This window comes from Larkinella punicea (assembly GCF_003334855.1).
GTDB lineage: Bacteria > Bacteroidota > Bacteroidia > Cytophagales > Spirosomataceae > Larkinella > Larkinella punicea.
Map to the genome: position 1 here is coordinate 380,435 of NZ_QOWE01000002.1, position 13,851 is coordinate 394,285.

The following is a 13,851-nucleotide window of genomic DNA, read 5'->3' on the forward strand; positions in this document are numbered from 1 at the left end:
CCTCATGCGACAAGTATTAAAGTCGACTGAGTCGAAAATAATTGAACGCAAGTTGACCTACAAAGAAGGCAATAATGATGAGTTGAGACAATTGTTGGCTGATGAGCAACATTGCATCTGTGCATACACAGAAACGTATCTTGGCCCCTCCGACGACGCCCATATCGAACACTTCAATCCTCTGCTCAAAGGCAATGCCGAAGACAATTACAACAACTGGTTTTTAGTTAAAGGGCTTTGGAATACCAGAAAAGCTAAAAAGTGGTCTGACGACCAGCCTATACTTCATCCAACAGCGGAAGACCTAGAAAGTCGAATAGTATATAACAATGGAGACTATGAACCAGCTAATCCAAACGATATTGAAGCTATTAATCTTATAAAGCTATTAGATTTGGATAATGCAAGGCTGGCGGATCAACGCAAACGTTATGTGAGACTAAAAAAGCAGGAGATTAAGGATGCTAACAAATCCAGCCAGCAGTTTTTAGATGATCTGCTAATGAGTTATCCCGAAGGTGTTTACTTTATCCGCGCCCTCCAAGAAGAATTGCAGGTAAAGGTTAACTTTGATCTGCTTGAAAAATATGACTAACCCCAAACGCCATATCGCCATTCTGGGCTCCACTGGCTCCATCGGAACGCAAACGATCGACGTGATTCGCGCCCATCCCGATGCGTTCGAAGTCGAAGTGCTCGTGGCCAACAACAATGCCGAACTGCTGATCGAACAGGCCGCACTGGTGCGCCCTAACGTGGTAGTAATTTGCAACGAAAACCGCTACGACCAGGTGTTTTCGGCCCTCGATCCGCTGGGCATCAAGGTGTACGCCGGAGCGGCAGCGGTTTCGTCGGTGGTGCAGATGGAACGCATCGACATCGTGCTGACGGCCATGGTCGGCTACGCGGGTTTGCTGCCCACCATCAAGGCCATCGAAGCCGGGAAGCACATCGCGCTGGCCAACAAGGAGACCCTCGTAGTAGCCGGCGAATTGATTACCAAACTCGCGCAGGAAAAAGGCGTCAACATTCTCCCCGTCGATTCGGAGCATTCGGCCATTTTTCAGTGCCTGGCCGGTGAACTGCACAATCCGATCGAGAAGATTATTCTGACCGCTTCGGGCGGGCCGTTCCGGGGAAAAACGCGGGAATTTCTGAAAACCGTTACCAAAGCCCAGGCCCTGAAACACCCGAACTGGACGATGGGTGCAAAAATTACCATCGACTCGGCCACGCTCATGAACAAGGGGCTGGAGGTCATCGAAGCCCGGTGGCTGTTTGGGCTGGAACCGTCGCAAATCGAGGTGGTGGTTCACCCCCAGAGCATCATTCATTCGATGGTGCAGTTTCAGGATGGCAGCATCAAGGCGCAGATGGGTTTGCCCGACATGCGACTGCCGATTCAGTGTGCGCTGGCGTATCCCTACCGGCTGCCCTCCGATTTTCCGCGCTTCGACTTCCTCCAGTATCCGTCCCTCACATTCGAACAGGCTGATCTTGAAACATTTCGTAACTTGCAACTCGCTTTTGACGCGCTCGGGCGGGGTGGCAACGTTCCCTGCATCGTCAACGCGGCCAATGAGGTAGCGGTGGAAGCTTTTTTGCACGACGAAATCGGGTTTCTGGAAATCTCCGAAATCATCGAAGAAGGGATGCAGAAAGTGGCTTACGTGGCCCGGCCAACGTACGAAGACTACGTTTGGACGGATGAAGAAACCCGGCGCATTGCCACCGCCCGAATTAAAAGTTTCGTTTAATTGTTTCCCGATAAAAGCGAATTAATTCGTGGTTTTTCGGAAGTTTTTTAACCACTCAACGTTATCTACGTATGGATTTTTGGGTTTGGTTTATCATTGGGTTGGTAATTGGCTTCGTTCTGCTCAAGGTATTTCGAAGAAAAAACAAAGGCCGGCCGTAAAATAAGGAGAGTATGCTTCTGTTTAATCAGGCCTTCTGGAGTGGGTTTATCGAGGCCCTTATCGTCTGTTCAGTCATTTATGGCATTACCTACCTCCTGAAATCCAGAAAAAGGAAGCAACAACAGAATAAAACATAATCAATTAACAAGCAGGCGGTTCGCTGCAATAATCAAAGTTTGAACGAATGGAAATAGTAATCATGGCAGGACAGCTCATTTTGGGCCTGTCAATATTAGTGGGTTTGCACGAATTGGGACACCTGCTGGCCGCCAAGGCGTTTGGGATGCGCGTGGAGCAGTATTTCATCGGTTTCCCGCCGAAAGTCTGGAGCATCAAGCGCGGAGGAACGGAGTATGGTCTCGGTGCCATCCCCCTCGGCGGTTTTGTCAAAATCACCGGGATGATCGACGAATCGCTCGATACCAAAGCGATGCAGCAGGAACCGCAACCCTGGGAATTCCGCTCCAAACCCGCCTGGCAGCGGCTGATCGTTATGTTGGGCGGCATCATCATCAACGTCATCACTGGGATTGTCATCTTTGTTGCCCTCACCTACAAAAACGGCGAAACGTATCTTTCGGCCCGCGATGCCAAATACGGTATTGTCGCCTACGAATTGGGCAAAGAAATCGGCCTGAAAACCGGTGATAAGATCGTTCGCATCAACGGAAAACCTTTCGAAGATTTCAGCGACATCCGGAGTTCGGAGGTCTTTCTGGGATCCGACAGCTACTACATTGTTGAACGCACAGGCGCCGACGGGAAAGTGGAGGAAGTGACCATCGACATTCCCAACGACTTTATCAACAAGTTATCCGACAAGAAGAATGCCGGGATGTTTGTTGAAGCCATTCAGCCCTTTCGGGTCGGTGAACTGGTGCCGGGAATGCCCGCCGAAAAGTCAGGTCTGAAAAAAGGCGACGTCATCACGGCCGTCAATGGTCAGCCTACGCGGTTTTACCACGAGTTTCAGGACATTGTCAAGGCGAACGTCAACAAACCGATTACGTTGACCGTACAACGCCCGAATGTCCCCCAGCCGGTTTCGCTCAAAACAACCGTGACCGACAAAGGTCAGATCGGTTTTGGTGCCGAAACGCTGCTGAAAAAGACCCATATCGACTACACGTTTGGCCAGGCGCTGGTGAAAGGAACGGAACAGGCTTTCGGCGTGGTTTACGACAACATCAAAGGTTTCGGTAAGATTTTCCGGGGCGATGTGTCCGCTTCCAAAGCCTTGAGCGGCCCGATTGGCATTGCCCAAAATCTTTTTGGTGGTGTCTGGATGTGGGAGCGTTTCTGGTTCGTAACGGGTCTGCTGTCCATGGCACTCGCTTTCTTCAACATTCTGCCGATTCCGGCCCTCGACGGCGGTCACTCGACGCTGTTGCTCTACGAAATGGTGTCGGGACGGAAACCGTCGGACCGGTTTCTGGAAGGAGCCCAACGGGTTGGCATGGTGATTCTGCTGAGTTTGATGGCGTTTGCAATCTTCAATGATGTATTCAAAGCGGTTTTTTAAGGAAGAGTTATTTCGCGGAGTTAAGCGGAGGAAAACAGAGTTAAGCAGAGTTTTTCTTCGCTTAACTCTTGTTTGCTCCGCTCAACTCCGCGAAATAACGTTTTGCCTTCTAGCACTTTTTTGTCTGACGGGAAGCCATCCGGTTCATACCAGCATTACGCAAATGCAGTACAATGCGGCTGAGAAAACGTTTGAAGTGAGTCTGCGGGTGTTCACCGACGATCTGGAAGAGGCCCTGACGAAAGAGAACAACAACCAGCGTGTGCGGCTCAGTGATAAAGACGCCAACAGCCCCCTGGTGGAACGCTACGTCCGGAAGCACTTCGGCCTGACCAGCGCCAGCCGCCAACGCAAACCGTATCGGTTTCTGGGCAAGGAACAGGAAGTGGATGCCACCTGGATTTACATCGAAATACCGTATAATGAACCGGTTCAGGGCAGTTTGCTCCAGCAATCCATGCTGACGGATTTGTTCGATGACCAGATGAATCTGGTGAATGTAAGCTATCTGACCGAGAAAAAAACCGTCCTGTTCCGAAAAAGCAATACGCAGCAGGTACTCACCTGGTAGACGTACTTACCCCGAGGAAATGTATTGATTCTGCGTATGCTTTGAGTTTCATTTCCTTTTTTGTTACTTGTATCGATACAGACAATTCTGCCTGTTTTTTCACACAAAATCTTTGGCATACCCCTTGCGCTAGTTATCAATCTTTGTTTCTCAATACCTATTAAGCCTGTATGATACGTTAAGACTGTCAGTTTGGCAGGCACCTAATTATGAGTGTAAACAGTAAATACGATACCCAATTGTGGTTAGCTGAATCGGATCTGGACAATCTCGAAATTGTTCCGTTGGGATCAGCCGATGATGCCGACGACGACTATATTGTCCCCAGCGACCTGTCGATCCTGCCCGTGCGGAACACGGTACTCTTTCCGGGCATGGTTATCCCGGTGACGGTGGGACGGCAGAAATCGATCAAATTAGTAAAGAAGGCTTACAAGGGAAACCGCATTATTGGCGTCGTAGCGCAGTCGAATCAGCAAAAAGACGAGCCGACAGCCGACGACCTCTACCGCCTGGGAACGGTCGCGTACATCATCAAAATGATTACGCTGCCCGATGGCAACATCACCATCATCATTCAGGGTAAAAAGCGGTTTGAAATTGTCAATTACCTCCAGGAAGAACCGTATCTGACGGCCAACGTCCGCCAGATCGACGACCATTTCCCGAGCCCGAACCGCAAAGAATCAAAAGCCCTGATTCAATCACTGAAAGAATCAGCCTATAAAATTCTGCGTCTGAATCCGGAAATTCCGCAGGAAGCCCGGATTGCCCTCGATAACATCGAAAGCCCGATGTTTCTGATGCATTTTCTGTCGTCGAACATCGAAGGGGAAGTTGCCGATAAACAAAAATTACTGGAAACGACCGAAGGTGCTCAACAGGCGACGCTTCTGCTCGAATTCATGCTGCGACAAATTCAGTTGCTGGAGTTGAAACGCGAAATTCAGACCAAGGCCAGCTCGGACATCGACCAACAGCAGCGCGACTATTTCTTGCGTCAACAGATCAAGGTGTTGCAGGACGAACTCGGCATGGACAGCCCCGACCGCGACCTGGAAGAAGTCCGGATGCGGGCGGCCCGTAAAAAGTGGACCCCGGCGGTTCAGGCCCATTTTGACAAGGAACTGAACAAACTGCAACGGATCAACCCGATGGCACCCGAGTATCCGGTGACGATGAATTACATCGAGTTGATGGTCGATCTGCCCTGGAACGAGTATTCAAAAGACAATTTCGATCTCCGCCGGGCGCAGAAAGTCCTGGACAGCGACCACTTCGGGCTGGAGAAAGTGAAGGAACGGATGATTGAATACCTGGCGGTTTTGAAATTGAAAAACGACCGGGCCTCCGAAGGCATGAAAGCCCCGATCTTGTGTTTATACGGCCCTCCAGGTGTCGGAAAAACCTCACTCGGTCGGTCGGTTGCCAAAGCTCTGGGCCGGAAATACATCCGGATGGCCCTGGGTGGCGTTCACGACGAAGCCGAAATCCGGGGGCACCGGAAAACGTATATCGGCGCGATGCCGGGCAAAATCATTCAGAATATCAAGAAATCCGATTCGTCGAACCCGGTTTTTATTCTGGACGAAATCGACAAAGTAAGCTCCGATTTCCGGGGTGATCCGTCGTCGGCCCTGCTCGAAGTGCTCGATCCGGAGCAGAACTCGACGTTTATCGACAACTACCTCGAAGTTGAATACGATTTGTCGAAGGTGCTGTTCATTGCCACCGCCAACTCCCTCGACACCATTCATCCGGCCCTGCGCGACCGGATGGAAATCATCGAACTGACGGGGTATACGGTGGAAGAGAAAATCCAGATTGCCAAGAAATACCTGATTCCGAAGCAACGGAAAGAACACGGTTTGAAGCCGAAAGATCTGATGGTGGACGACAAAGCCATTCAGCGGATTATCGAAAGTTACACCCGTGAGTCGGGCGTTCGGAATCTGGAGCAGAAAATCGGTGCGCTGGTTCGCAAAATCGCCAAATCGATTGCCCTGGAAGAAGAGTATCCGAAAACCATCAAACCGGCGGATGTGCTGAAAATGCTGGGGGCCGAAATCTTCGACCGCGATCTGTATTCCGACGACGATATTGCCGGTATTGTGACAGGCCTCGCCTGGACGCAGGTCGGCGGTGAAATCCTGTTCATCGAATCGAGCCTGAGCCGTGGCAAAGGCAACCTGACGCTTTCGGGCCAGTTGGGCGATGTCATGAAGGAATCGGCGGTAACGGCCTTATCGTATCTGAAAGCCCATTCCGACGAGATCGGTCTCGATTACAACGTTTTCAACCACTACGATCTGCACGTTCACGTGCCGGCTGGCGCGGTTCCTAAAGATGGCCCTTCGGCGGGGATTACGATGCTAACGTCGATGGCATCGATTTATACCCAACGGAAAGTGCGGCCTTACCTGGCGATGACAGGTGAAATCACGTTGCGCGGAAAAGTATTACCGGTGGGCGGTATCAAAGAGAAAATTCTGGCGGCAAACCGGGCGGGTGTTCGCGAAATTCTGCTTTGTTCCAAAAACCGGAAGGATGTGGAGGAAATTAACCAGAATTACATCAAGGACCTGACCATTCACTACGTCGATACGGTCGATCAGGTGCTGGAAACGGCCCTTTTGCCCCAACAGGTTTCCAAACCGATGAAGTTTGTTTTCCCGAAGGATAAAGAGAAAGAAAGCGAACCCGCCGTTCCAGCAACCGTAACGGTTTTGTGATCTTTTAAGTTAATTACAAATGCAAAATGATGAATGCTCAATGTAAAAGTGAAGAGGCTAGCGCACTCTACTTTTACATTGAGCATTCATCATTTTGCATTTGTAATTCTTAAAAAAGAGAGGTCATCGATACGATGACCTCCTTCCAATAACCTAACTGGTAAAATTCATCTAATCGACATCCCAGAACAGCTTGGTAGCAAAGACATCGATTTTTCCCTGCGCTTCTACATTGGCACTGTTGGAACCCGCTTCCGTATTTGGATAAAAAAAGCGGAGCGGCCGTTTTGCATCCGTCACCTGCACACTCTGTGGAATAACCGGCAGGTTGGTACGGCGGTATTCCGTCCAGGCTTCCAGACCGCTGAAGTTCGTCAGGGCAATCCATTTCTGCGTTGCGATGGCCGTCAGCTTGTTCGTCGATGCATCCCAATCATAGTTTTCGATCTTGCTTCCCTTGAAAGCTTCTGCACCGGCGACATTCGCACCCAGCACGCGGAACGACTGGGTAATACCCGCTTCAAAATAGGCCTTGGCAGTCAGCGGCAGCGTTACATCCGAAAACCGTTGCTTGGCTTCGGCCAGCAGGAATTGCACTTCCGACGCCGTCATCAGAATATACGGCCGGTTGAAGTCCCCTTTCACAATCAGGCTTGGCCCCAGCGAGGTTGTGTTGGCCGGCAAATAGCCTGAACTGACCCCAAACGGGGTACCCGAGTAGTTGGCAGACACTTCCTTCAACGTACTCACCCCCGGATTACTGCCATTTTCACCGCCATTGGCGTAGGCAATCCGCTTCATCCGCAACGTATCACCCGAGGCTTTAAGACCGTCGATCAAAAACTTTGTTAAACGCGGATAGTTATTCAGCGCCCGTTTCGCCCCGTTGGCGTCATAGCCCCAGCGGTCATAGATCGGATTCAACTTACCAGCCGTAGCCAGATAGAAAAATGTACCCCCAACGCCCACTTCTTCGCCGGTAATAAAGCCCGAGCCTTCCGTTACAATCTTGTTGATTTCCGTTTTGATGTAGGTTTCTTTTCCCGCCACTTTAGACTGGCGAATCAGAATCCGCATCTTGAGCGAATTGGCAAACTGAACCCACTTGGTAACATTCCCTCTGAAAATCAGATCCGAGCCGGTAAAAGCACTGGCAAAAGGGTTCGCCTTTAAGTCAACAATAGCCTCGTCCAACAGCGTAATCAACGATTCGTAAACCACTTTTTGATCGTCGAATTTGGGAGCCAGGATTTCCCCGCCTTTCAACGCTTCCGTATACGGTACGCTGCCGTACATATCGACCAACTGTTGAAACAGCATGGCTTTCATCACCTTTGCCGGCCCTTTCAGGTACTTCTGGTTGTTGGCATCGGCCGTGTTGATCACAAACTGGTAATCTTCCAGGTTATCGTAATAACCATCCCAATAGTTGAAATCACCATTGGTAAAGATGTAGGCAAACTGGGCAGTATTAAGGATATACCCGTTTCCCTGCGTCCACTGCCCGGCCCAATAGGTTCCAATTTCATTGGGGCCCAGAATGTTGGTTGCCGACGTATTGACCGCATTCGTAAATACAAAACTCGGCGACGCCGTCGGCAATACGTTCGGGTTGGTATTGATGTCCAGAAACGATTCTTTACACGCACTACCCACCAGTGCCACGAAGGCGAATATGAAAAATGATTTTAATTTCATGTCAAGACAATTTCAGTGAGTACTAAAATGTAATATTAAGATTGACACCATATTGACGAACAGGTGGTGTCTGGCCAGTCGTATTGATCCCGATCCCAAGTGCTGAGGTGGTCGTTGGCGTTGCCGTAGAACCTGGCAGCGGATTGCCCTGGTAGCTGAACTCGGGATCCGTGTAGTAATTAAGCTTATCCACAATGGTGAACAGGTTCCGTCCGTAGATGGAAATGCTGGCTCCCGAAATAAACTTCGTTTTAGCCAGCAGGTTTTGTGGCAAACGATACGCCAGATTGACATCCCGGAGTTTGATGAACCAGGCGGGTGTAACGAAGTTTTCGGAGATCAACCGGTAATTATCGACCCACAGGGCGTACTCCGGCTCACGGACGTTAACCGTCGTATTCGGAATGACGGTTTTGCCGTCCGTGTCCAGATAAGCCGAATTGGGGTAAATGTGCGGAGTGCGGTTTTCAGTCCATTTGCCGGTTCCGGTGAAGGTCATCTGACGGCCCAAATCGCTGAACATCACGTTGCCGCCCCGGTATTCGAAGTTAAAGGTAAAGCCAAAATCACCGTACTCAATTTTCGAACCCAGACCGGCAATGTGACGGGGCAATACACCACCGCGCGGTGACAGCGTCGTTTGACGCAACGGATAACCCGTGGTCGAGTTGACCAGCACACGGCCTGAACCATCCGGCGCATACTGATATCCATCGGTTTTCAGGATCGGGAAACGGGAATCCTTGATCACGTTTGTGTTGGCATACGCAAAACCGCCATACTGGAACTCGTTGATGCCCGGATAGAGGTCAACCACTTTGTTATCGTTGTAGGAGTAGCGCAGGCTGGCATCCCAGGAGAATTTACCGCCCCGGGCAATCAGGTATTTCAGTTCAGCCTCATACCCCCAGTTTTTGGTTTCGCCCACGTTGATCAACAGGTTGTTGAAACCGGTCGAGTTCGGCACTTTAACGGTAATAACCTGGCCTTCGGAAGTTTGCGTATAGGCCGACACGTCCAGGTTGATGCGGTTGTTGAACAACTGGAACTCACCACCGATTTCCGCCGAATAAACGATTTCCGGTTTTAAGTTGGCATCCGGCAGAATGTTACCCACCGACAGACCAACCGTGTTGCCGTAGGGGAAGTTAGCCCCGTTCGTATAGGCCAGATCCAGGCCATAGAGCGGGATGTTATCGTTGGCGTTTTTGTTGGCATTCACCCGAAGCTTGGCGTAGTTCAGGATATTGCTCTTGAGCGAGGGAAACGCATCGGTTGCAATAAACGAAAGCGCGGCACCGTAGTAGGGATATGACCAGGTGTTGGCCGGACGGTCGGGTTTGTAGAACCGGGAGGTCGCATCGAAACGGAATGTACCGTTCAGGATCAGCCAGTTTTTGTAGTTCATGGTCAAATCGGCGTAGTAGCCAAACCGGCGTTCCTGCGTGCTGATTTCACCACCCTGCAACTCACCCTGCCGGTTGGCTACGTTATACACATCGGGTACGACAATGGAAGTAGACCCAACGCCAATGGCTTTGGTCGTGCGTTGGTAAACGCTGTTTCCGAGAATCAACCTGTTGGAGAGCGGCCCAAAGTCTTTCGACAATTGAATCAGGAATTCGTTGTTCACGACGTTCTCCGTCCCTGAATAATCCAGCACCGAGCCCAGGTTGTCGGTAATGGCCCGGTAGATGCCCGTACCGTCGCCATCCCGGAAGAAGGGAGCCGGAATGAATGATTTGGTTTTGGCCCAGTCCGAATACAGGAACTTACCGGTGGTGTTTTTACCCGTCCGGGAGTTGTTCATCACGCCCATTCGCTCGGTGAACATCAACCAGGGCGTCGGTTTGAAAACCAGACTCACGTTTCCGTTCAGGTTGGCGTCCTTGTACTTCATCCGGTTGTTGTCGGCATTGAAATACGGGTTGTTGTAATAATCGTTGTAAAAGCCGTTGGGGTTTGCAAACTGATTGGTCCGCCAGTCGCGCAGGTCTTCCAAGGGCAGGTTGGCGGGCTGATTGAGGATGTCGTTGTAGAAGTCCGCCGAGGTCCGGTTATACATCGCCTGGGTGAAAGCCGCATTGAAACTCGCCGTCAGTTTGCCGTATTCTTTCGTAGCCGACAGACGTGCCCCGCTCCGGTCGCTTTTGTCGCCGGGCACAATCCCGTTCACCTTCTGGTTTTCAATCGACATATAGAACGAACTGGTTTCGTCGCCCCCCTGAAAATTGATCTGGTTGTTCATCGATACGCCGGTATCGAAGGCCTTCCGGCGGGCGTTCTTAATGGCCGAGTAAGGCAGCATATACTGGCCTCCGCTCTCCGTGGTCCGGCCCTGCATCCGGATCGACCCGTCAAACGGATCACCGTACTGCTGGTTTTCGTACGAGCGCCAGTTGCCCTGCATCCGAACCAGGTAATCATTGCTGTAACCCGCCGTCCCGAATGAAGGGTAGTAGTGCGACCCGGAGCCATACTGATCCTGAAGCTGGGGCAGGAAGCTGATCTGTTCAAAGTTCGTACTGTTTGAATACGACACTTTCAGCTTGCCTTTCACGCCTTTTTTGGTGGTGATGATCAGCGCCCCGTTGATCCCGGCCGATCCGTACAGGGTAGCCGCCTGGCCCCCTTTCAGGATCGAAACGCTCTCGATATCATTCGGGTTGATGATCGACAATACCGTAGCGGTGGTTTGCATCCCGTCCAGCACCACGAGGGCTTCGTTGTTCCCCGTCAAAGAGCGATAGCCCCGCAAGACTACCTTCACCGCCGGATCGACGCTGTTGTTGACGTTATAAACCGCCAAACCGGTTACTTTTCCCGAAAGGGCCTGCGCCAATTGGGGCGAACGGCCTACGGTTACGTCATCGGTCGTGACATTGGAATACGCATACCCGATTTCCCGCTGGTTTTTCCGAATACCCTGGGCCGTAACCACGATCTCCTGCAACTGGGAAACATCGGACTTCATGGCAACATCGACCTTGGTTTTCGTGTCTATTGTAACACTTTGGTTCAGAAAACCGATGAAACTGAATTGCAATACCGTTCCTTTTCCAACCGTGATCTGGTACGTACCGTCGGCACTGCTCGTGGTTCCTTTCGTGGTTCCTTTCACAATCACATTCACACCGGGAAGCGGAGAACCATCTTCCGAAGCCGTGATCCGGCCCGATACGGTAAGATCCTGCGCCCACAAAGGCAAACAGAACACAAATGACAGCAGCAAGCTGCTGAGTAAATGTTTTTTCATAATGAAATTGTAGTTTGTTTGGTTAATTCAACGAAACAGACGGTCACGGTGACAATGTCAACACTGCCCGTTTACGTCATCCTGTTTTAGAAAAGTCTCCCGCAGGACGCGGGCAGCACGAACGCTTGTTGCTACATCCAAAAACCGTATAGTCAGAACGGATCGGGTACTGAATCGCACCGGATCTACAATAGATCCCTACATCTGACGACCTGGGTTTCAGGATTTACGCAACTACCGGTACTGTACGATACGCTGAGATAAGGGGTGTAATTTTTACCTACGCTGCTGACCAGCACCGTTGGCAAAAGATGAGTGGAATAACCTGATGGCAGGAGCGGAACCTAGCGAACCCGCTTCTCCGGAAATCATTTTTTCCGGCCGGGATTTCTGTTGTGGAGGAGATTCGGCCACCGTCCCGGAGGGATACAGTGGGTAAAGCAGTAAACTTTTCTTCATGTTTTTAGCGTAGGTTAATGAATAATAACGGCCAATATACAAAATATACTATCCCTGATGCCGCCACATCCCCATATTTTGTTCCTTTATATGGCATTATTGTAAAATTTAATGCGGCTTTAATCTTTACACGCCCCAGGCGTTGCCCCGGTTTCCTTTTATAAACAAAAACCTCCTCCCTGCGGTAGCAGAGAGGAGGTTTTAAGAAGGCACGAATCCGATTTACATCCGTTGCTTAGGGCTTGTCCCACCAGATGCGCGTATACGGATCGTCGGCGCCCTGGCTGGCGATCACGGCATTGTAGTTGGCCGTATTCAGCGTTCCTTCCGTTGCGACCGGATAGGCCAGACGACGCGGAATGGCCGTGCCGCCGTTGAGCGGTGAAGCCGCCGGTTTCAACACCGGGAAGCCCGTCCGGCGCCAGGAGTTCCAGGCCGATGTTCCCTGGTTGAACAAAGCAATCCAGCGCTGGGTCGCAATTTGCTCGATACCTTTAGCCTCCGTATAAGCCACATCCGGCTGAGCGATGTACGTCTTATAAGCTGCATCTGTGAAGTTGGTTCCCATCCACTGCTGCATCGACGCCATAATCGCCGATTCGTAGAGGGTTTTGGCGTTACCTGTAGTCCAGCCCAATTTGGCGGCTTCGGCCTGCGCAAACAAAACCTCCGCGTAGGTCACGATGTTGGCCGGGGCATTTTGTGCCGCAACCGTTGTTGCCGCCAGTGAGAAGTTCTGCGCCGGGCCGGTAGCCGGGAAAACTGCATACGGAACCCCGACGTATTCACCCCGCTGGTTGGGAGCCGCCAGATAAGGCAGACGCGGATCACTCACTTTCTTCAGATAATCCACAAACGTGTTGCTCACCGCGAAGTCTTTCCGGTTGCTCCGGACATAGTTGGTATACAACGGATTCTCGTTGTTGGCATCCGACAGATACGTATACCGGACATTATCCGCATTCGAAGCCAGAACGCCATCGGCTACGGCTGCCGCAAATTCGGTTCGGCCTTTCGTGGGGTCCACTTTTGACAATTGCAGCGCGGCCAGCATCCGTTGGGTGGCAGCAAACTTTTTCCAGCGGGCAGCATTGCCACTGAGCAAAATATCACCCTTCACAGCCGCCCCGGCGTCAAACTGGGCCGCGGCTTCCTTGTATTCCTTAAACAGATCGGTGTAAATATCCTGCTGCTTGTCGAAAGCCGGTGAGAAATTCTGATCGCCTTTCAACGCCTGAGAATACGGAATGTCGCCCCAGCGATCGGTCATCCACTGATAAATATACGCCTTCAGAATCCGCGCAATGGCAATCTGGTTGTTGTTCGATCCATACGTCGCCACACTGGCGCGGGTAGCCTCGTTGGTGTTCTGATCGATAATGGCCTGCAGGTTGACCAGCGGCCCGGCATACAAACCGTTGTAGCTGAAGTTGATGGTCTTATACCGGGAATCCTCGATGTAGGTTACATCGCCAAACTGCTGAACGTACAGAGCCGGGGTGATGTTGAACCCGGCCGGCCCCACCTGGCTGTTCATCGTTCCGACGGTTCGAATGGCCCCCGTAAATAAACTGGCGGTGTTGGGCAACAGCGGACTGTTGGGGTTGACGTTCATTTCTTCGAAATCGCTGCAGGCGACTGTCGTCAGCATCAACCCGGCAAAAAGAATGGACTTATAAAGTTTCATGATGTCT

Annotated in this window: 8 protein-coding genes; 5 read left to right on the forward strand and 3 right to left on the reverse strand. The window is 51.2% G+C overall.

What is annotated here, in order from left to right; genetic code table 11:
• Positions 1 to 4: 4 nt before the first annotated feature.
• The 5 genes from DUE52_RS03405 to lon all read left to right on the forward strand — a co-directional run bounded on the left by DUE52_RS03405 (position 5) and on the right by lon (position 6,744).
• Entirely contained in the window at positions 5 to 595 is a 591-nt protein-coding gene (locus DUE52_RS03405; protein ID WP_114404544.1) for an HNH endonuclease family protein, read from the forward strand.
• Complete coding sequence (locus tag DUE52_RS03410) at positions 588 to 1,757, forward strand: 1-deoxy-D-xylulose-5-phosphate reductoisomerase (RefSeq protein ID WP_114404545.1); 1,170 nt, start codon at positions 588 to 590, stop codon at positions 1,755 to 1,757. Before DUE52_RS03405 ends, DUE52_RS03410 begins: the two co-directional genes overlap by 8 nt.
• A gap of 346 nt (positions 1,758 to 2,103) precedes the next feature.
• Entirely contained in the window at positions 2,104 to 3,441 is a 1,338-nt protein-coding gene (rseP, locus tag DUE52_RS03415; RefSeq protein ID WP_114404546.1) for an RIP metalloprotease RseP, read from the forward strand.
• A 124-nt stretch (positions 3,442 to 3,565) separates the two neighbouring features.
• Positions 3,566 to 4,012, forward strand: a complete 447-nt coding sequence (locus DUE52_RS03420) for a DUF6702 family protein (protein WP_310587774.1) — start codon at positions 3,566 to 3,568, stop codon at positions 4,010 to 4,012.
• A 209-nt stretch (positions 4,013 to 4,221) separates the two neighbouring features.
• Positions 4,222 to 6,744 (forward strand): endopeptidase La, encoded by a 2,523-nt coding sequence (lon, locus tag DUE52_RS03425; protein WP_114404547.1) that lies wholly within the window; start codon positions 4,222 to 4,224, stop codon positions 6,742 to 6,744.
• A 171-nt stretch (positions 6,745 to 6,915) separates the two neighbouring features.
• Here the strand turns inward: lon and DUE52_RS03430 are convergent, their stop codons facing one another.
• The 3 genes from DUE52_RS03430 to DUE52_RS03440 all read right to left on the reverse strand — a co-directional run bounded on the left by DUE52_RS03430 (position 6,916) and on the right by DUE52_RS03440 (position 13,844).
• Positions 6,916 to 8,442 carry a SusD/RagB family nutrient-binding outer membrane lipoprotein gene (locus DUE52_RS03430; protein WP_114404548.1) on the reverse strand — a complete coding sequence of 509 codons (1,527 nt, stop codon included), beginning with the start codon at positions 8,440 to 8,442 and terminating at the stop codon, positions 6,916 to 6,918.
• A 22-nt stretch (positions 8,443 to 8,464) separates the two neighbouring features.
• A complete protein-coding gene (locus DUE52_RS03435; RefSeq protein WP_114404549.1) occupies positions 8,465 to 11,698 on the reverse strand; it encodes a SusC/RagA family TonB-linked outer membrane protein in 3,234 nt (1,077 codons plus the stop codon).
• Between the two features lie 694 nt (positions 11,699 to 12,392).
• Positions 12,393 to 13,844, reverse strand: a complete 1,452-nt coding sequence (locus DUE52_RS03440) for a SusD/RagB family nutrient-binding outer membrane lipoprotein (protein WP_114404550.1) — start codon at positions 13,842 to 13,844, stop codon at positions 12,393 to 12,395.
• Positions 13,845 to 13,851: the final 7 nt, after the last annotated feature.